Raw genomic sequence first — 19,121 nt, 5'->3', positions numbered from 1 at the left:
ATAGACGAAAACCTAGGGTCGTTCCCCGAGTGCACCAAAACCGGAACGACCCTAGAGCGCGGCCTTGCCGGCGGCGAACGCCCAGTCGAGCCACGGCGTCAGCGCCTCGAGGTCGGCCGTCTCCACCGTCGCTCCCGTCCAGATGCGCAATCCCGCCGGCGCATCGCGATAGGACCCGATGTCGAGCGCCACACCTTCCGCCTCGAGCCGCGACACGATTCCCTTGACGAACGCGGCTTGGTCCGCAACCGGCAACGCCATCACATCCGCATCGACGATCTTAAGACACACCGACGTATTCGAGCGCGTTGCCGCATCGGCCGCCAGATTGGCCACCCAGTCCGCGCCCGCGATCCAGTCGAACAGCACTTGCGCGTTACGGTCCGCCCGCGCCATGAGGCCCCTGAGCCCGCCGACGCTCTCCGCCCAATCGAGTGCGTCGAGATAGTCTTCCAGCGCCAGCATCGACGGTGTGTTGATTGTTTCGCCTTCGAAGATTGCCGCGTCGAGCTTGCCCTTCTTGGTCAGCCGGAACAGCTTCGGCATCGGCCACGCCGGAACATGTGATTCAAGCCGCGCCACCGCACGCGGCGAGAGAATCAGCATCCCGTGCGCGCCCTCGCCGCCGAGCACCTTCTGCCACGAGTAGGTCACCACGTCTGCCTTCGCCCAGTCGATCGGCTGGGCAAAGATGGCGCTTGTCGCATCGATCAGTGTCAGTCCCTCGCGATCGTCCGCAATCCAGCGCCCGTCCGGCACCCGAACGCCGGACGTCGTGCCGTTCCACGTAAAAACCACGTCGCGCGAGAAATCCACGAGAGAAAGATCCGGCAAAACACCGTAATCGGCCTCGTGCACGCGCACGTCCGGCAGTCGGAGCTGCTTGACGATGTCCGTCACCCAACCCTTGCCGAAGCTCTCCCACGCCAACACGTCGACACCGCGCGCGCCGAGCAGCGACCAGAGCGCCCCCTCGAACGCACCGGTATCGGATCCCGGCATGATCCCGACGTGAAACCCATCCGGTAAACCGAGCAGCGCCCGCGTCTTCGTGATCGCGAGCTTGAGACGCGCCTTCCCCTCTTTCGCGCGATGCGAGCGGCCGAGAAACGCGCCGCCGAGCGCCTCCGGCGACCATCCGGGTCGCTTGGCGCAGGGACCGGACGAGAACCGCGCGTTGGACGGCCGGTGCGCAGGCTTTTGAGGCAACGTCATGGGTAGGAATTCCAGATCGGTTGAAAGGCGGTTGGTACGACCATCACAACTCGAAAGTCACCGCCTGCGCAATCGCAGACAGCGCACGAATTTCCGACAGAACTGCCTCCGGCAGCGGCGCCGAAATGCTGATCAGCGCAATGGCATGGCCATCTCCTCCATTGCCGTTGCCGTCAATCCCGACATGCATGCGGGAAATATTGATTCGCTCGCGCGCGAGCAGCCCGCCGAGCGCGCCAACCACGCCTGGCTCGTCGCGGTGGCGCGTGAAGATGAAATGCCCTTTCGGCACCGCTTCGACGTCATAGGCGTCGATACGCACGAGCCGCGGCAGCCTCCCGCCGAGCAGCGTGCCGGCAACGACGGTGGTCGCTCGCTCCGTCACCGCACTGACCTCGATCAGAGACACGTAGTCCCGGGCATTTTCGGAGCGGGATTCGCGCACCTCGATGCCCTGTGCACGCGCAAGATGTGCGGCGTTGACGCGATTGACCGGCCCCGCGAGCCGCTTGCTCAACAACCCGACCAGCGCTTCCGACGTGATGGGGCGAGAATCAAGCTCTGCAACGGCGCCGAACAGCCGCACGACCAGCTCCTTGATCGGCTCGTCACGCAAACCGCCGACCAGGCTGCCGAGAGCGCGCGCCAGGTCCTGGTAGGGCCGCGCGCGACCGAGCTGCTCGCTCGATATGCGCGGCAGGTTGACCGCCGCCTCCGCCGCGCCGGTGCTGAGGAAGCGGGCGACGTCCTCCGCAATCTGCACGCTGACCGCCTGCTGTGCCTCCTCGGTCGACGCACCGAGATGGGGTGTCAGCACGACGTTCTCGAGCGCGAGCAGCGGCGAATCCTTGGGCGGCTCCTTGATGAACACATCGAGCGCCGCACCCGCCAGATGTCCGCTATTCAGCGCTTCCACGAGTGCCGTCTCATCGACCAGGCCGCCCCGCGCGCAATTGATGAGCCGCGCCCCGCGCTTCATGCGCTTGATCCGCTCCCCATCGATGAGATTGCGCGTTTTTTCGATCAGCGGGCAATGCAGCGTCACGTAATCCGCCTCCGCGATCAGCGTATCGAGATCCCGGGGCTCCGCTGCAGATTGCGCCATCATCTCCGGCGCCACGAACGGATCGTACGCCAGAACGCGCATCTTGAGCCCCGCGCACCGCACGGCGACCAGCCGCCCAATGGTGCCGAACCCGACAATGCCGATGGTCTTGCCCGCAAGCTCCGCGCCGACATAGCGCGTAGGCGTCCAAGCGCCGCTCCTCACCGAACGATCGGCCTGCGGGAGATGGCGCGACAGTGACATCAGATGAGCGATCGTCAGCTCGGCCGTCGTCGTCGCGTTGGCATCGGGGGTGTTGAAGACGACGATGCCGCGCTCTGTCGCCGCCGGAACATCGATGTTGTCGACGCCGATTCCGGCGCGCCCGATGGCCTTGAGGGCTGAGGCCGCGGCGATCACCGGCTCCGTTACCTTGGTTTTCGATCGAACGATGAGCGCATCGTACTCGGGGATTCGCTGAATGAGCGCCGCCTCATCGAGCCCGGTCACCACATCGACCTTGAGCGAACTGTTGGCCTCGAGCAGCTTGCAGCCGTCCTCGTGAATGGGGTCCGCGACAAGCACGCGAAAGGTCTCGGTCATCAGTCGGCCTCGCTTTCTGTTGGCGCCACTTTGGCGAGTCCGAAGCTGAGGGCAATATCAAAACTCGCCACACCGACCAAAGACCATGTCTCGCTTCGGATGAGCTCCGTGGAACTCGAGGCTGGCCGGGCTGTTGACTCTCATCCTGATCATAACGGAGGACGACATGCCGCGCGGAGAAAAGAGCAAGTATACCGCCAAGCAGGAGCGCAAGGCGGACCACATCGCCGAAGGCTACGAGAAGCGGGGAGTCGGCAAGAAAGAAGCCGAGCGCCGGGCATGGGCCACCGTCAACAAGGACGACGGTGGCGGCAAGGCGCCTGGCGGCTCCGGGCGGGGTAAGAAGACGGGGCGGCCGGCAGCCCACAAGGGTGGCAAGCTCGGCGGCAAGGCGTCCGCCGCACGGCCGAAGGCAGCGCGCTCGGCCTCTGCGCGCAAGGCCGCCGCCACACGCAAGCGCCGTGCGTCCTAGACCAGGATCGTCTGGGACCTTGGGAGTCCCAAGCGTGAAACATTGGTCTCATCAGACGCACGGCGTTTGTCGAGGCTGCACGACAACGCAGCGCCGGCCGGGTTTAGTCGTTGTCGGGACGCGTGCTGAGAACCTCGCCCGTCGCGGGATGCGCATGCCCTTCGATGCGGGCGCCGGCAGCGTCGGTCGCCTCGAACTCGTAAGCCCCGTCGTCGACCTCGATCTCTCGCACCTTGAATCCCTTGGATTCGAGCTTCTGGACGATATCGGACGTCGACAGCCACTGATCACGCGGCACGTTGAGGGGGCCGATATAGTCGTCGTCGCCCGCAAAAGCCGGGGCGGCGAGGGCGAGCGATAGGGCAGCGGCTGTAAGTAGCTTCATCATCGGATCATCTCCATTTATGTTGCATTGGCGTCGGACCATTGCCCGGACGCCGTATCTTTGCGCCCCAGCCGCTGATCGCAGCCTGATGACGCGCGTCAGCGGTTTGTCAGCCATGAAAGTGCACCTATTTCCCTATGAAAAAACTCGCCTCGACAATGTGCTGCCTTGTCATCGCAGCCGCCGCACTGATGCCATACGCACCCGTCCGCGCCGGCGACGACGACGCCCGTGATCAGGAAATGGCGCGCAGAGCCCTGCTCGAAGGGCGCATCAAGTCCCTTGCCGAAATCACCGAGATCGTGAAACCCAAGCTTCCCGGAACAATTCTCGGCGTCGAGCTCGAGATCGAAAAGGGACGTTTCATTTACGAATTCGATGTCGTCGACCAAAACGGCAAGCTGAAAGAGGTCGACGTCGACGCCGCCACGGCCGAGATACTCAAGATCGAGGATGACGACTGATGCGCATTCTCATCGTCGAGGATGAGCCGGCGATTGCGTCCTCCATTGCGGCCGCTCTGACAGCCGCCGGCTATCAGATCCGCACTGCCGGCGACGGCGAGGAGGCTTGGTTTCTCGGCGACACCGAGGACTTCGACCTCGTCGTGCTGGACCTTGGCTTGCCCAAGATCGACGGCCTTACCGTGTTGAAGCGCTGGCGCGGCGCCGGACGCCAAGTGCCCGTGCTCATTCTTACCGCTCGCGGCGCGTGGCCGGAACGCGTCGAAGGGATCGATGCCGGCGCCGACGATTATCTCTCCAAGCCGTTTCAAATCGAGGAGCTGCTGGCTCGTGTTCGCGCCCTCATCCGCCGCGCCGCGGGACACGCGTCACCGATCCTCGCCGCCGGCCCGATTTCCGTCGACACGCGCCAGATGCGCGTCATGATCGACGGCGCCAACATCTCCGTGTCTCCTCTAGAATACCGTCTCGTTGCCTATCTTCTGCACCACAAGGGACGCGTGGTCTCGCCCGGCGAGCTGATCGAGCACCTGTACGGTGACGACGACGCACGAGACGCCAACGCACTCGAAGCGGTCGTCACGCGCTTGCGCAAGAAACTCGGAGCCGACGTGGTGCAGACCCGGCGCGGGTTCGGCTACGTCATAGCAGTAGGCCAGGAATGACCCTCAGCTCGCTGCGCCTGAGATTGCTGATCGCCGGCGCCGCTTCGACGGCCATCGCGCTCGGCCTGGCGGGCTACGGTCTCACCGTCCTGTTCGAGCGCCACGTCGAGCGCCGCATCGATACCGAGCTCGCCGTGCACTTGAACCAGCTCACGGCCCACCTCGAGCCGGCGGGAGAGAACCGCCTCACGCTCTCGACGCCGCCGGCGGACCCACGCTTCGACGTGCCGTTGTCGGGCCTCTACTGGCAGATCGTCCACGAGCAGAACGGCGCCGTGCTCCGCTCGCGTTCGCTCTGGGACTCCGAGCTTGCCTTGCCTGCCGAGGCCAGTGTGGACGACACCATCCACCACCATCGCATCCCAGGTCCCGCCAAGACCGAGCTCTACCTTTTGCAGCGGCGTATTGAGCTGCCGGCGCGTATGGGCGGTGGCACGGCACGCATCGCCGTCGCCTGGGACACGGCCGAGATCGCGACCGCGGTGCGCAACTTCGCCGCCGATCTGACGCCGCTCCTCACGATTCTCGGGACACTGCTGCTGGCCGCCGCGTGGGTGCAGGTCACGATCGGTCTGCGTCCGCTCTCGGCGGTCCGCACCCGGCTCGCAGATGTCCGCTCCGGCAAGACCCGCCGGCTCGGTTCCGAATTCCCGGACGAGGTTCGTCCGTTGGTCCATGAGATAGATGCTCTGATCGACGCGCGCGATGCGGAGCTCGCACGCGCCAAGACGCGCGCCGGAGATCTCGCACACGGGCTTCGCACGCCGCTTCAGGTCCTCCAGTCCGAGATCGAAGGCTTGGCCAAAGACGGTCAGGCGGCCGTCGCTCTCAACCTGTCCACGGTCACCCGCACCATGCAGCGCACGGTCGAGCGCGAGCTCGCCCGCGTGCGGCTCTCTTCGCCTCACCGCGACTCGCAAGCCAACGTCGCTTCAGCGGTCGATCAGATCACGCGCGTCGTCCAACGCACTCCGGAAGGCGAGCGACTCGACTGGATTGTCGAGGTGCCTGCCGATCTCGTGGCTCCCGTGGACCAGGACGACCTCTCCGAGGCCGCAGGCAATTTGATCGAGAACGCCGCACGCCATGCCCGGCACACCGTAACGGTGACCGGCCGCAAGGATGCCGCCGGCGTCGCACTCGTCATTGCCGACGATGGACCGGGCATTCCCGAGGGACTCCTCGCAGAGGCGCTCCGACGCGGAGGACGCCTCGACGAACGCGGCTCCGGCGCGGGACTTGGGCTCGCCATCGTGACGGAGATCGCTGAATCCTGGGGCGGCGCGCTGTCGCTTGCGAATGCCGATCCCGGGCTCGTCGCCACATTGCACTTTCCGACGGACAGCGTTGCGCGCCAGCGCGCCCGGCCAACCTGACAATTCACTGACAGCTCCCATCAGGGGCGCGTCAGAGCCTCTCGTCCAGAGTGAGCCAATCGGAGCCAAGCCATCCGCCGCGCCGCTCCGAAGTGTTCCGATCCGAATAGATAGAGAGATGATCAATGCAAAAAATCATGATTGGCCTCGCCGTGGCCTTCACCGCCGCTGCCATCACAACGAGCGCTTCCGCCGATGACCGTCCGGCCACGCCAGCCGAGCGCGCCGAGATCGGCAGCATCCTGAGAGCGAACGGATATACCTCCTGGAGGAGGATCGAATTCGATCGCGACGACCGCAAGTTCGAGGTCGACGATGCACGGCACGCCAACGGCGGCGTCTACGACATCGACATTCGCGGCGGCAATATCATCAAGCGCGAGCGCGAGTGATCCAAACTGAAAGCCGCATGTCTTGAGAGCGCACGGCCGCAGGGCTCGTGCGCTCTCCTTTTTTGCTCACACACACTGCTTCCTGGCGAGCAGCCCCTTGAGCGCGTCGCTTTCAGCCTGAGCCCGTTGATATTCCTTGGTCGCATCCAGGCCGGCGTCGGGTCCGCCAAACATGCGTCCGATCGCAGACCCCACCGTTGCAGGCGTATTCTCGCGTTCATAGGCGGCTTGTTGCGGCAACGTCTGAAGCTCGCGGCTCAGGATCTCGAGCCGGTCCTTGATCTGCCGGCAAGCGAGCTTCTCCTCCTCGCCGCTAACGACATAGGTCCCGTTGGCTTGATAGCCCGCACGGGGAACGCCTGCGAAATCCATCATGCTGGCACAACCGCCAAGCGCGAACACGCTGCAAAGCGCAAGCCGATAAGACCACTTGGAAAGATCAGAAAACATCGGGCTCAGCCCCCCGAAGGCTGAAGCAAGACAATAATCTCGCCCAGATGTAGGCGAGCGGCCCAGCGAACGCAACCGGCCCCCCGTCATCCTCTACCGATAAACGGCATCTTCGTGGCCATGAGTGTCATGAACTGCACATTTGCCGACAGCGGCAAAAGCGCAATGGAGACCACCGCATCGGCCACGTGGCTGACGTCCATGCGCGGCTCTGGCCGGATGCTGCCGTCGGCTTGGATGGCGCCGGCCGCCATCGGCTCCGTCATCTCCGTCGCCGCATTGCCGATATCGATTTGCGAGCACGCGATATCGTAGCGCCGCCCATCCAGAGACAGCGACTTCGTGAGGCCCGTAATGGCGTGCTTGGTCGCGGTATAAGGCGCCGAGAACGGGCGCGGCACGGTCGCCGAGATGGACCCGTTGTTGATGATCCTTCCGCCCATCGGGCTCTGCGCCTTCATGATCCGGAACGCCGCCTGCGCGCACAGAAAGGCACCCGTCAGGTTGACGTTCACGACCGCCTGCCATTGCTCGAGTGTGAGATCTTCGAACGGGACGGCTGGCGCGGAAAGGCCGGCATTGTTGAAAAGAACGTCGACGCCTCCCAGCGTCGCCTTCGTCGTCTCAAAGAGACGTGAGACCTCCGGCGCATCGGCGATGTCGGTCGCCAGCGCGAGCACGCGCCCCGGACGCGTTCTGCAACGTGCCGCCGTCTCGTCGAGCGGCGCCTGCCGCCGCCCCGCCAGCACCACGTCGAAGCCGGCCTCGAAGAGCGCCACCGCAACGGCGCGACCGATGCCGCTGCCGGCCCCCGTGACGAGTGCGACTTTGTTTGCCCGGCTCATATCTTGAGGCCGACGGCTCTATGCGCCGTTCTGCAAAAGCCCGGCACGGCGCTAACGCGTCGGAACCGGCTTCTCGCCCCGATAGTCATAGAAGCCGCGGTTCGTCTTGCGGCCGAGCCAGCCCGCTTCGACATACTTCACCAGGAGCGGGCACGGGCGATACTTCGAATCCGAAAGCCCCTCGTAAAGCACCTGCATGACGGCGAGACAGGTATCGAGGCCGATGAAATCCGCAAGCTCGAGCGGACCCATCGGATGATGCGCGCCAAGCCGCATGGCCTTGTCGATGCCCTCCACCGTGCCGACGCCCTCATAGAGCGTATATACGGCTTCGTTGATCATCGGCAGTAGGATGCGGTTGACGATGAACGCCGGAAAATCCTCGGAGACGGCCGTCGTCTTTCCAAGGCTCTCGACAAAGACCTTCGCGACCCCGAACACCTCGTCCTCGGTGGCGATGCCGCGGATCAGCTCCACGAGCTCCATCAGCGGCACCGGATTCATGAAGTGCATGCCGATGAAGTGCTCGGGACGATCCGTGGTCGAGGCGAGGCGCGTGATCGAAAGCGACGACGTGTTGGTGGCGAGCAACGCCGACGGCTTGAGCTTGGGACAAAGCTCCTGGAAAATCTTGCGCTTGATCGACTCGTCCTCGGTCGCCGCCTCGATCACCATATCGCAAGTGCTGAAGGCATCGAGGTTGGGCGCGAACTTGATGCGCGAGAGCGCCGACTTCACATCGGCCTCCTTGACGAGGCCCTTGGCAACCTGCCGCCCCATGTTCTTCTCGATCGTCGCCAGCGCCTTGTCGACGGCCTCCTTGCGCACGTCGTTGATCAGCACGTCGTACTTGCCGAGCGCGATCACGTGCGCGATGCCGCTTCCCATCTGACCGGCCCCGATGACGCCGATCAGCTTGATGTCCGGAACCGGCCTGGCATCCGGCTTTGCCTTGCTTTCGGCTTTCACAGCAACATCCATGGTGAGCGTCCTTGTTGTCCCGGCATCTGTGCCCTCAATTTCCGGCCTTGCCGAGTTCCGCGTCGAGTTCCGGCAGCGCTTGGAAGAGATCTGCAACAAGGCCGTAGTCGGCGACTTGGAAAATCGGCGCCTCGGCATCCTTGTTGATCGCGACGATGACCTTCGAATCCTTCATGCCCGCGAGATGTTGGATCGCACCCGAGATGCCCACGGCGACATAAAGCTCGGGAGCGACCACCTTGCCGGTCTGGCCGACCTGCAGGTCGTTGGGCACGAACCCGGCATCGACAGCCGCGCGCGAGGCGCCCATGGCGGCACCGAGACGCTCCGCAATCGGCTCGATGTATTTCTTGAAGTTCTCGCCGTTACCCATGCCGCGCCCGCCCGAGATCACGATCTTGGCAGCCGTGAGCTCCGGACGATCCGACTTCGTCAGCTCTGCGCCGACAAAGGACGACAGCCCCACCGCGGGTGCGGCCGTGACGCTTTCGATCGGCGCCGGACCACCCTCGCCCTGAGCCGCAAACGCCGCCGTGCGCACCGTGATGACGCGTTTGGCTTCGGGCGACTGCACGGTCTGGATCGCGTTACCCGCATAGATGGGACGCTCGAACGTGTCCGGCGAAATCACTTTCGTGATATCCGAGATCTGCATCACGTCGAGCAGCGCCGCCACGCGCGGCAACACGTTCTTTCCGGCCGCCGTCGCCGGAGCGACGATGGTGTCGTAGCCGCCCGCGAGCGAAACGACCGTCGCCGCAACCTCCTCGGCCAGTCCGTCGGAGAGATGCGGCGCGTCCGCAACCAGCACTTTCCTGACGCCGGCCAGCTTCGAAGCGGCCTCCGCAGCCGGCGCACTGGCGTGACCGGCGATGAGAACGTGCACATCCGGGTTGATGGCGATGGCAGCCGTCAGGGCCTTTGCCGTCGCGCTGCCGAGAGCGGAATTCGAATGCTCTGCGATGAGAAGAACAGCCATCTAGATCACCCCCGCCTCTGTCTTGAGACGGCGCACGAGCTCCGCCACGTCGGCAACTTTCACACCGCCTTTGCGCACCGGCGGCTCGGCCGTCTTGAGCACTTTGAGACGCGGCGCCACATCGACGCCGAGGTCGGCCGGCTTCTTGACGTCGAGCGGCTTCTTCTTGGCCTTCATGATATTGGGCAGCGACGGATAGCGCGGCTCGTTCAGGCGCAAGTCCGTCGTGACGATGGCAGGCAAGTTGAGCTTCACGGTCTCGAGACCGCCGTCGACTTCGCGCGTGACCGCGATGGCTCCGGCTTCGGGAGCAACCTTCGAAGCGAACGTGCCCTGGGGCCAGCCGAGCAACGCAGCGAGCATCTGGCCCGTCTGATTGCTGTCGTCGTCGATCGCCTGCTTGCCGAGCACGACGAGCTCCGGCTTTTCCGCCTCGACCACCGCGCGCAGCAGCTTGGCAACCGCCAGCGGCTCGACCGCCGTATCGTCCGCTGTCTCGACGAGGATCGCCCGGTCGGCGCCGATGGCGAGCGCAGTGCGCAGCGTCTCCTGCGACTTCGCCGTTCCGATGGAGACAACGACGACTTCGGTCGCGGTCCCTTTTTCTTTCAGTCGCACCGCCTCTTCGACCGCAATTTCGTCGAAGGGGTTCATGGACATTTTGACGTTGGCCAGCTCGATCCCTGACCCATCCGATTTGACGCGGATCTTGACCGCATAATCGACGACGCGCTTCACCGCGACGAGTACCTTCATGATGCGCGGCGCTCCCCGGCGCACTGCCTTGTTCTTGTCATTGCTGTCCTGGTTTTGTTTCGTCCCGAGATCTGCCCGCGGGAGACTGGAATTGCGGCTCCACCGTGCCGCCGGTCTCCGTTTACTGGCACTTGAGCCAACGCCTCGGCCTATGACGTTCCGGGCTCTTCGCAAGTGCGAGAAAAGGAAACTACGAGCCGTCTCGGGCTAAGTCAATGCGGCCAACAGAGGGCTATCCGCCGTTATCATGCCCCCGCGCCCAGACCCTTGTCGAACAGCGGCACGCCCGGCCGGCGCAGAAACACGACCAGCACCGCTCCCGCGATCAGCCCCCCGATATGGGCCCACCAGGCCACCGGTCCGACCTGCGGAATGAGGACCATCACGACCTGCATCAGGATCCAGAGGCCGAGCGCGAAGGCAGCCGAGATTCTGAGCGGGATCGCCTTCAGCGCCAGCACCCACACCCGGACCCTGGGATGGAGCACAAGATAGGCCGCGATCACGCCCGCGACAGCCCCGCTGGCGCCGATCAGAGGAATTTCCGAAGCGGGGTCGATCCAAGCATGCAAAAGACCGCCCAGCACGCCGCACGCGAGATAGAAGAAAAGATACCTGATGTGCCCCATGGCGTCTTCGACGTTGTCGCCAAAAACCCACAAAAACAACATGTTGCCTGCAAGATGAAGAATGTCGCCGTGGAAGAACATGTAGGTGAGCAGCGTCAGTCGCTCAGGCACCGCCGGACCGACCGCCTCGGTGGGAATGGGCAGCAGGCTGGTGTCGAAAAGCTCTTTGGGAACGATCGCAAATCCAGCGATCGCCACTTCGTCGAGTCGCGCCGTCTCGAAAAAGTAGACGATGATGTTGGCGATGATGATGCCAATAGTCACCCACTGAAAACGGATCGATTTCAGAGGGTTCTCGTCGTGCAGCGGAACAAACATCGTAAACGCCCCCACCTCTGGCCGATCCGGCCTCAGACCATGACAGCTTCGGCCCTGCCGGCCCCGAAGCGTAAATCGTTGGTCTCTTCAACGCCCTAGAGCACGGCCCGATTCCAAACTCGACCGCGCTCTAGCGGTTCTGCCCTGGTACCCAGAGCACATCGCTTTTGCCTCGGTCGTTCACGTAGCGCCCGGCAACAAAGAGAAAATCCGATAGCCGATTGATATACTTGAGCGCCTGCGCGCTGACCGGCTCGTCCTCCAGAGCGGCCAGCGCCACCATCTCCCGCTCCGCCCGCCGGCATACGGTCCGCGCCACATGCAGCGCCGCCGAAGCCGGGGATCCACCCGGAAGAACAAAAGACTTCAAAGGCTTGAGCTCGGCATTCATTTCGTCGATTTCAGCCTCGATCCGCGCCACCTGATCGTCGGACATGCGCAGCGGCTCGAACTCCGGCTTCTTGCCACGGTCGGGCACGCACAGATCGGCGCCCAGGTCGAACAGATCGTTCTGGATACGGCCGAGCTTCTGGTCGAGGCCCTGATGACCGGCGAGATGGATCCGCACCACGCCGATGGTGGCATTCGTCTCGTCGACGGTGCCGTAGGCCGCGATTCTGAGATCGTCTTTGCGCACGCGTTCGCCCGAGCCGAGACCCGTCGTCCCGGCGTCGCCAGTCCTGGTGTAGATCTTGTTGAGCCTGACCATCGCGTTGCGTGCCCCCGATTTGGGCACACACTAAAGTGCTTCCGGAAAAGTGGAAACCGGTTTTCAGGTGGGCGGAGGTTCTCGCCCTCAGAGGTGCTGCACGTACGCGTAGGCAACGAGCAGGACGACGGCCACGAACTGCAGCCCCACGCGCCAGCGCATCAGCTTCTGGCTGAGGTTCGGGCTCGTGCCGCGCATCATCACCCAGAGACCGGCGAGGAGCACGAGAACGACGGCGTACATGGCGCCCGTCGACAGATAGTAAAACAGCGTTTCCATTTTTGAATGGGCCTCGACGATTTGGCGATCGCTGGCCTTGATATACGATCTCGGCGCGCCGAATGCCATAAACGACACGGATCGGCGACCATAGCGGGCGCGGCATCTGGCCCCGCCACCTTTGGTAAACCTTCATGCCCTAATTCTAACCACTTATCGGAGCGTGGTACCCGGAGGGTTGCGCCGGGACACGCGATCCGTCGTCAGGCTGTGCGGAGACAGGATCGCCTCGGGCCCGATCGGCCCGAAATGGTGGATCGTCGGTCTTATGGGAGTGTTGCGCCAAATCGAATGGATCTATCGGTTGGATATGGTGCGATCGTGCTCTAAAGAGCGCCAGGATTAGTCGGTCGGGCCAGATGGGCGAGGGTGTGAACCGGACCATTGCATCGGCAGCAGTGAAAAGACATCGCGCACGCCTTTTGGCGGCGGCGAGTGTGCTTGCCGTGTGCGCAGCTCTCCCCGTCATGACGGCACGCGCGCAGGCGCCTAAAACAACCGAGGAAGCCGAGAAGAAGCTCGAGACCGAGAAGAGCGAGCTGGTCGCCAAGGAGTCGCGCGGACGCGAGCTCCAGAAGGACATGTCCAGCATCGTCGACGAGCGCCGCGAGTTGAATGAGCGCCTGCTCGATACCGCCGCCTTGGTGCAGAAGAGCGAAGAGCAGATGACCGCCATCGAAGACCGATTGGCGGCCTTCGAGAAAGAGGAGCAGGGTCTCCGCGCCTCTCTCGCCAAGGAAAACAGCAAGATCTCCGGCATCCTCGCCGCCCTTCAACGCATGGGCCGCAACCCGCCGCCGGTCATCATTACGCGTCGTGAGGACGCGCTGCAGATGGTCCGCAGCGCCATGCTGCTGGGCATCGCCTTCCCGGGGCTGCGCGACCAAGCAAAGGAACTCACGGTCAAGCTCAACAAGCTGGTCGCGGTGATGACGAGCATCCGCGAGGAAAGCAACAACCTGCGGGCCGAGCGCGAGCGCTTGACCACCACGCAGACACGCCTCGCAAGCTTGCTCGAAACCAAGAAGCAAACGCTCGCGGAGCGCCAGGCGGAGCTGAAGCAGGTTCGCGAGGCAACAGCCGAAATCGCCAAGAACGTCACCGACCTGAGCGACCTCATCTCCAAGCTGAGCCGTCAGGTGACCGCGCCGCCGGCGTTGAGCGACGAGCAGAAGCCTGCCAAGGGTGAGGAAGTCGTCGCCGTTCTCCCGTCCGCGGCGGCGGAACCCGGGGCAACCACGGGGCCGGCGGTTGGAGCCGTTGCCCGCGAGACGGCCATCGATACGACACCGGTCGAGGCGGCACCTCGCCACGAGGAGGAGGTGGCGATGCTCACGCCTCCCGCCGCCGGCGGCACGTCACAGACGCCCCCGTCCGTCGTCGAGCTGGCGCCGTCGGCCGCAGCGCTAAGCCCCGGAAAACCGGACCGCATTACGCCCGCCGTACCGTTCCAGCTCGCCAAGGGTAAGCTTCCCATGCCAGCCCGCGGTCGAAAGGCCTTGGGTTTTGGCGATAAAACCCAATATGGAGGCACATCGAAGGGCATTGTGCTCGAAACCCGCTTCGGCGCCCGGGTCACCGCGCCCTGCGACGGATGGGTTGTCTACGCCGGAGAGTTCCGCAGCTACGGGCAACTCTTGATCATCAACGCCGGCGGCGGGTATCATGTTTTGATTGCCGGACTGTCGCAAATGGACGTCGGGCCAGGGCAGTTCGTATTGGCCGCCGAGCCGATTGGAACCATGAGTGGTGCGCCACGCACGGCACAGCTTGCGACCGGAAGAACGGGCTTGGGCCAGCAGCCGCAACCCAGCGCGCCCGTGCTCTACATTGAATTCCGCAAGGACGGAGAGCCCATAAACTCCGATCCTTGGTGGGTCTCTCCTCATGAGAAGGTACAGGAATGATGCGCAAGACCGACTTCGTGTTCTGGACATTTCTGACGATGACAGGTCTCGCCGGCGCGACGACGGTGCTGAACGTCACGCAGACGTACTCGGCCAATTCCCCGAACTCCGAGCTCTATCGACAGCTCGATCTCTTCGGCGACGTGTTCGAGCGTGTTCGTTCCGACTATGTCGAAAAGCCCGATGACACCATGCTGATCGAAAGTGCGATCAACGGCATGCTCGCGGCGCTCGATCCCCACTCCTCCTACATGAGCCCCAAGAACTATCGCGACATGCAGGTGCAGACGCGCGGCGAGTTCGGCGGCCTCGGCATCGAGGTGACGATGGAGAACGGCGTCGTCAAGGTCGTCTCCCCCATCGACGACACTCCGGCTTCCAAAGCTGGCATTCAGGCCAACGACCTCATCACCCATCTCGACAATGATCAGATCTCCGGCCTCACCCTGGAGCAGGCCGTCGAGAAGATGCGCGGCCCCGTCAATACGCCGATCACGCTCACCATCGTTCGCAAGGGCAAGGACGAGCCGTTCGACGTCAAGATCGTCCGCGATTTCATTCGCATCAACGCCGTCAAGGCCCGCACGGAAGGCGACATCGCCTACCTCAAGGTCACGACTTTCAACGAGCAGACCCACGCCAATCTCGTGAAGGCGATGGACGCGCTCAAGAAAGAAATCGGACCGAAGCTCAAGGGCATCATTATCGATCTGCGCAACAACCCGGGTGGCCTGCTCGATCAGGCGATCGCCGTCTCCGACGACTTCCTGGAGCGCGGCGCGATCGTGCTGACCAAGGGCCGCAACAACGAGGAGACGCAGCGCGCCCAGGCCCGGCCCGGCGACACCGCTGAGGGCAAGCCGATCGTCGTTCTGATCAACGGCGGATCCGCGTCCGCCTCCGAAATCGTTGCCGGCGCCCTCAAGGACCACAAGCGCGCGACCATCATCGGCACGCGGTCCTTCGGCAAAGGATCCGTGCAGACCATCATCCCGCTCGGAGCCAACGGCGCCATCCGCCTGACGACGGCGCGCTACTACACGCCGTCCAACCGCTCGATCCAGGCCAAAGGCATCGATCCCGATATCGTTGTCGAGCAGGAGCTTCCCGAGGAGCTGAAGGGCAAGACGCCCGAGAAGCCCCGCGGAGAGGCGAGCTTGCGCGGCCACCTGAGAGGCGAGGGCGAAAAGCCGGAAGCCGCGACACCCGCCACCAAGGAAGGCGAGCAGCCGGCCGACGGCGCCGAGTCGAAAGAGGAGCCGAAAGAGGAATCGGGTTCGTCCGCCTATGTGCCGAAAGAGCCCGAGAAGGACACCCAGCTGCAGTACGCGCTGAAGTTCCTGCGCGGCGAGGCAACCGGCGAGACGTTGGCGAAGCAGCCGACCGAGCCGCCGGCGCCCAATGCACCCTCGACCCAGGAGAAGAGCACCGTCCCCAATTAAGGACGCGCTCCGAACCGACACATATAGAATGGCTTGCGATGGGCGCTGATCGGCGCCCATCGTCGTTTTATGCACCCCTACGCACCCCAGACGAGGTCATTGCGCCCATGGACGGCACCGCCCTTCCTTACCGGCCCTGCGTCGGAATCATGGTCCTGAACGCCTCGCGGCAGATCTGGGTTGGCCAGCGCGCCGATGCTCCCGGCGATGCCGAGGGACGCGGCACCTGGTGGCAGATGCCCCAGGGTGGCATCGACCCGCACGAGGACCCCCGCACCGCCGCCCTGCGCGAGCTGCAGGAGGAGACGGCCATGAAAACCGTTGAAGTCATTGGAGAAACGCCGGATTGGCTGACCTATGACCTGCCGCCCCACCTGATTGGCAAAGCCTGGGGCGGCCGCTACCGCGGCCAACGCCAGAAATGGTTCGCTGTCCGCTTTCTTGGCGACGAGGCCGAGATCGATCTCGGCGAGCCCGGTACGCCCAACGCCGAATTCATTACGTGGCGCTGGTGTGCCGCCGACGAGCTGGCCGCCCATATCGTGCCGTTCAAGCGTGACGTTTACCTGGAGATCCTGCGCGTCTTCCAGCCGCTGCTCAGGCAGGCGTGACCGCACAGCCAGCACCAGGGCATATTCCTCACGATACAGACGGCACGACAAAAAGCCGTTATTTTTCTGCGCAAGATTGGGGTGATTCGGCCGGCTGAACTGCAGGCTTGCCTAACCAACCACGAAGACGGATTATTTCGCACACCATGGCCGACAGAATACTGAGCACGAGCACAACACCCCGCGACCTCCCCTATCGACCCTGCGTCGGCATCATGCTGCTGAACAAGGACGGCCGGGTTTGGACCGGCCGCCGGCTCGCCAAATGGACAGGAGATAAGTCCGCTCACGTTTGGCAGATGCCCCAGGGCGGCATTTCGAAAGGCGAGGAGCCGATCGAGGCCGCCTATCGCGAGCTGCGCGAGGAGACCGGCATCAGCAGCGCCGAGGTCATTGCCGAAATCGCCCAGTGGCTGACATACGACCTCCCGGAACCCCTCTTGGGAGTGGCCCTCAAGGGCAAGTACCGCGGCCAGCGTCAGCGTTGGTTCGCCATGCGTTTTTGGGGGGATGATAGCGAGATCGACATCCAGCCGCGCAGCGGCAAGGCCGAGTTCGACCGCTGGCGTTGGCGCGACATGAGCGAGCTGCCCGACCTGATCGTTCCCTTCAAGCGGCCGATTTACCAAACGGTCGTAGAGAGATTTGCTTATCTCGCCCAAAGCTGAAATGAGTTGCGGGCAACCCGCCAGTAGCAGAGTTCCCTGAATGTCCACCCATACCCTGACGAGAACGCTTCCCCCGTTCAACGACGGCGCCGACTACCAGTCCGGCCAGCCGTTCGATATGGAGGAGTACAACCGCATCAAGGAACTTTGGTTGGACCACATCGCCGCCGAGCATCGCGGCGACATTCCGGGCCTGCTCGCGACCCTGACCGAGGACTGCGTCTACACGATGCTGAACAACGGCAAGGTCTGGCACGGCCACGAAGGCGCGGCCAAGTTCTACGAAGGATTCCTCAACGGCTTTCCCGAGAATTGCTTCTCCGTCACCAACGTCTTCATCGGACCGCAGGGCGTCGTCGAGGAAGCCCACTTCAACGGCGTACACAATGGCGACCTGCTCGGGCTCCCGTCGACCGGCCAGCCCATCGAGTTCGACGTCGCGCTCCTGTTTCCGTGGGATCCCATCAAAAAGAAGTTCAAGGGCGAGCGCATCTACTTCGCCATCGAGCACAACCTGATCGCCAACGTCGGCCAGCTGCTGCGCCGCATGGGCCGCAAGCTCGACATGGCCGAGCAGAAATAGCGCTGAAGCGCCGATCGGAAGATCCGAAACAAAAAAGCGCCCGCAAGCCGGGCGCTTTTCATTTTTCAGAATGGCGGCGAAATCGTTACGCTTTGAGACGCGACAGCGAGTCGATTGCCTGATGCGCGACGCGGCGCGCCTCGTCGTCCTTCGCAGCGGCAAGGTCCCCTTCCGCCTTGGAAAGCTCGGCCGCAAGCGTCGCGCCCGTCAGTTCCGCAACGTCGTAGGCCTTCTCGGCGAGAACCGTGACGCGCTCCGGATCCACCTGCGCGAACGCCTGACGCACGAACACGCGCGACTTGGCGCCTCCGAGCACCACATCGACCACGCCGGGCCGCAGCGTCGAGATCAACGGCGCATGCCCCGGAAGAACCGTCATGTCACCCTCGGAGCCCGGCAGCAGCACCTGCTCCGCCTCACCCGAGAGAACGACCTTTTCCGGGCTGACCAGCTCGAATGTGAACGTCTGAGCCATCGGCTTCCTATCCTCGATCCTGGACCATCGGCCCTGCGTGAGTCCGCTTCCGCGGATCGCTACGCGTTACCCTCGTCTTCGTCGTCGTCGCCGGTCTTCTCGCGAACCTCTTCCGGCGTCTGCAGGCCCTTGCCGCAGAACGGGCAGAAGAAGACCGGATGATCGACCATCCCCGGCTCCTCGTCCTCGAGCTCGACGAGCCCGACCGACATGTAGAGCACCCCGTCGTCGCCGACCGTGATGAGCGGCTCGAACTCCTCGCCGCTCATGGCGTCGGTAAGCTCAGTGCAGCACGAGCCGAATGTCCCTGCCATCTTATCTCCCGGGCCCCCCGGCTTTGCCGGAAAGACCTCATGACATCGGTGTCTAGTTCGACCTACGCCGGTGTTACGCAGCTTCGGCGAGCTTCTCCGCCTTGGCGATGGCCTCGTCGATCGAGCCCACCATGTAGAAGGCCGGCTCCGGCAGGTGATCGTAGTCGCCGTCGCAAAGACCCTTGAAGCCTTTGATCGTATCGGCGAGCGAGACCAGCTTGCCCGGCGAGCCCGTGAACACTTCGGCGACCGTGAACGGCTGCGACATGAAGCGCTCGATCTTGCGCGCGCGGGCGACCGTGAGCTTGTCCTCTTCCGAGAGCTCGTCCATGCCGAGAATTGCGATGATGTCCTGCAGTGCCTTGTAGCGCTGCAGGATCGACTGCACGCGACGCGCAACGCCATAGTGCTCCTCGCCGACGATGCGGGGATCCAGCATGCGCGACGTCGAGTCGAGCGGATCGACGGCCGGATAGATGCCCTTTTCCGCGATCGCGCGCGAAAGCACGGTCGTCGCGTCCAAATGCGCGAACGAGGTGGCGGGCGCCGGGTCGGTCA

The 19,121-nt window shown here is 63.8% G+C and carries 23 protein-coding genes and 1 pseudogene; 10 read left to right on the top strand and 14 right to left on the bottom strand.

Annotated features, from left to right (window positions below):
- Window positions 1-51: 51 nt before the first annotated feature.
- Together QZV93_RS08565 and serA are read right to left on the bottom strand one after the other, a co-directional pair.
- A complete protein-coding gene (locus tag QZV93_RS08565) occupies window positions 52-1,215 on the bottom strand; it encodes a phosphoserine transaminase (protein WP_295557616.1) in 1,164 nt (387 codons plus the stop codon).
- A gap of 43 nt (window positions 1,216-1,258) precedes the next feature.
- Entirely contained in the window at window positions 1,259-2,863 is a 1,605-nt protein-coding gene (gene serA, locus QZV93_RS08560; protein WP_295557614.1) for a phosphoglycerate dehydrogenase, read from the bottom strand.
- A 166-nt stretch (window positions 2,864-3,029) separates the two neighbouring features.
- Here serA and QZV93_RS08555 point away from each other — a divergent pair, with 166 nt between their 5' ends.
- Window positions 3,030-3,335, top strand: a complete 306-nt coding sequence (locus QZV93_RS08555) for a plasmid stabilization protein (RefSeq protein WP_295557612.1) — start codon at window positions 3,030-3,032, stop codon at window positions 3,333-3,335.
- 103 nt (window positions 3,336-3,438) lie between these two features.
- Here QZV93_RS08555 and QZV93_RS08550 read toward each other — a convergent pair whose 3' ends face one another.
- Window positions 3,439-3,723: a PepSY domain-containing protein gene (locus QZV93_RS08550; protein ID WP_295557610.1), complete on the bottom strand. Its 285-nt coding sequence runs from the start codon at window positions 3,721-3,723 to the stop codon at window positions 3,439-3,441.
- Window positions 3,724-3,911: 188 nt separating this feature from the next.
- Between QZV93_RS08550 and QZV93_RS08545 the strand changes: the two genes are divergently transcribed.
- The 4 genes from QZV93_RS08545 (at window position 3,912) to QZV93_RS08530 (ending at window position 6,617) form a co-directional block, all read left to right on the top strand.
- Complete coding sequence (locus QZV93_RS08545; protein ID WP_295557608.1) at window positions 3,912-4,184, top strand: PepSY domain-containing protein; 273 nt, start codon at window positions 3,912-3,914, stop codon at window positions 4,182-4,184.
- Entirely contained in the window at window positions 4,184-4,849 is a 666-nt protein-coding gene (locus QZV93_RS08540; protein ID WP_295557606.1) for a response regulator transcription factor, read from the top strand. Before QZV93_RS08545 ends, QZV93_RS08540 begins: the two co-directional genes overlap by 1 nt.
- On the top strand, window positions 4,846-6,225 hold the full coding sequence (locus QZV93_RS08535) for a HAMP domain-containing sensor histidine kinase (protein WP_295557604.1): 1,380 nt from the start codon (window positions 4,846-4,848) through the stop codon (window positions 6,223-6,225). Before QZV93_RS08540 ends, QZV93_RS08535 begins: the two co-directional genes overlap by 4 nt.
- Before the next feature lie 125 nt (window positions 6,226-6,350).
- On the top strand, window positions 6,351-6,617 hold the full coding sequence (locus QZV93_RS08530) for a PepSY domain-containing protein (RefSeq protein WP_295557602.1): 267 nt from the start codon (window positions 6,351-6,353) through the stop codon (window positions 6,615-6,617).
- A 66-nt stretch (window positions 6,618-6,683) separates the two neighbouring features.
- Here the strand turns inward: QZV93_RS08530 and QZV93_RS08525 are convergent, their stop codons facing one another.
- The 8 genes from QZV93_RS08525 to QZV93_RS08490 all read right to left on the bottom strand — a co-directional run bounded on the left by QZV93_RS08525 (window position 6,684) and on the right by QZV93_RS08490 (window position 12,563).
- The gene (locus QZV93_RS08525) at window positions 6,684-6,992 is read right to left on the bottom strand and encodes a hypothetical protein (RefSeq protein ID WP_295557600.1); all 309 of its coding nucleotides are present in this window, start codon (window positions 6,990-6,992) and stop codon (window positions 6,684-6,686) included.
- A gap of 161 nt (window positions 6,993-7,153) precedes the next feature.
- Complete coding sequence (locus tag QZV93_RS08520) at window positions 7,154-7,912, bottom strand: SDR family oxidoreductase (protein WP_295557599.1); 759 nt, start codon at window positions 7,910-7,912, stop codon at window positions 7,154-7,156.
- A gap of 51 nt (window positions 7,913-7,963) precedes the next feature.
- Complete coding sequence (locus tag QZV93_RS08515) at window positions 7,964-8,893, bottom strand: 3-hydroxybutyryl-CoA dehydrogenase (protein ID WP_295557597.1); 930 nt, start codon at window positions 8,891-8,893, stop codon at window positions 7,964-7,966.
- 34 nt (window positions 8,894-8,927) lie between these two features.
- Window positions 8,928-9,872, bottom strand: a complete 945-nt coding sequence (locus QZV93_RS08510; protein WP_295557595.1) for an FAD-binding protein — start codon at window positions 9,870-9,872, stop codon at window positions 8,928-8,930.
- Complete coding sequence (locus tag QZV93_RS08505) at window positions 9,873-10,628, bottom strand: electron transfer flavoprotein subunit beta/FixA family protein (RefSeq protein ID WP_295557593.1); 756 nt, start codon at window positions 10,626-10,628, stop codon at window positions 9,873-9,875.
- Window positions 10,629-10,873: 245 nt separating this feature from the next.
- Entirely contained in the window at window positions 10,874-11,575 is a 702-nt protein-coding gene (locus tag QZV93_RS08500) for a rhomboid family intramembrane serine protease (RefSeq protein ID WP_295557591.1), read from the bottom strand.
- Window positions 11,576-11,705: 130 nt separating this feature from the next.
- Window positions 11,706-12,284, bottom strand: a complete 579-nt coding sequence (locus tag QZV93_RS08495; protein ID WP_295557589.1) for a cob(I)yrinic acid a,c-diamide adenosyltransferase — start codon at window positions 12,282-12,284, stop codon at window positions 11,706-11,708.
- 87 nt (window positions 12,285-12,371) lie between these two features.
- A complete protein-coding gene (locus QZV93_RS08490) occupies window positions 12,372-12,563 on the bottom strand; it encodes a twin transmembrane helix small protein (protein ID WP_295557587.1) in 192 nt (63 codons plus the stop codon).
- A gap of 467 nt (window positions 12,564-13,030) precedes the next feature.
- Between QZV93_RS08490 and QZV93_RS08485 the strand changes: the two genes are divergently transcribed.
- The 5 genes from QZV93_RS08485 to QZV93_RS08465 all read left to right on the top strand — a co-directional run bounded on the left by QZV93_RS08485 (window position 13,031) and on the right by QZV93_RS08465 (window position 17,774).
- Window positions 13,031-14,470, top strand: coding sequence for a peptidoglycan DD-metalloendopeptidase family protein (locus QZV93_RS08485; protein WP_295557586.1), 1,440 nt, complete (start codon window positions 13,031-13,033; stop codon window positions 14,468-14,470).
- Window positions 14,470-15,912, top strand: coding sequence for a S41 family peptidase (locus QZV93_RS08480; RefSeq protein ID WP_295557694.1), 1,443 nt, complete (start codon window positions 14,470-14,472; stop codon window positions 15,910-15,912). Before QZV93_RS08485 ends, QZV93_RS08480 begins: the two co-directional genes overlap by 1 nt.
- A gap of 107 nt (window positions 15,913-16,019) precedes the next feature.
- Window positions 16,020-16,523, top strand: coding sequence for an RNA pyrophosphohydrolase (locus QZV93_RS08475; RefSeq protein ID WP_295557584.1), 504 nt, complete (start codon window positions 16,020-16,022; stop codon window positions 16,521-16,523).
- 146 nt (window positions 16,524-16,669) lie between these two features.
- Complete coding sequence (locus QZV93_RS08470; protein ID WP_295557692.1) at window positions 16,670-17,191, top strand: RNA pyrophosphohydrolase; 522 nt, start codon at window positions 16,670-16,672, stop codon at window positions 17,189-17,191.
- 40 nt (window positions 17,192-17,231) lie between these two features.
- Entirely contained in the window at window positions 17,232-17,774 is a 543-nt protein-coding gene (locus QZV93_RS08465) for an ester cyclase (RefSeq protein WP_295557583.1), read from the top strand.
- Window positions 17,775-17,859: 85 nt separating this feature from the next.
- On the opposite strand, the gene QZV93_RS08460 is transcribed toward QZV93_RS08465, so the two are convergent.
- The 3 genes and pseudogenes from QZV93_RS08460 to QZV93_RS08450 form a co-directional block, all read right to left on the bottom strand.
- Entirely contained in the window at window positions 17,860-18,249 is a 390-nt protein-coding gene (locus QZV93_RS08460) for a F0F1 ATP synthase subunit epsilon (protein ID WP_295557582.1), read from the bottom strand.
- A gap of 59 nt (window positions 18,250-18,308) precedes the next feature.
- Window positions 18,309-18,563: a hypothetical protein gene (locus QZV93_RS08455; protein ID WP_295557581.1), complete on the bottom strand. Its 255-nt coding sequence runs from the start codon at window positions 18,561-18,563 to the stop codon at window positions 18,309-18,311.
- A 73-nt stretch (window positions 18,564-18,636) separates the two neighbouring features.
- Window positions 18,637-19,121: pseudogene (locus QZV93_RS08450) on the bottom strand (F0F1 ATP synthase subunit beta); the annotation flags it as partial.

Origin of the sequence: uncultured Hyphomicrobium sp. (assembly GCF_902826555.1) — a bacterium.
GTDB lineage: Bacteria > Pseudomonadota > Alphaproteobacteria > Rhizobiales > Hyphomicrobiaceae > Hyphomicrobium_C.
The sequence above is the reverse complement of the archived record's forward strand: the minus strand, read 5'-3'. Positions and strand labels throughout refer to the sequence as shown.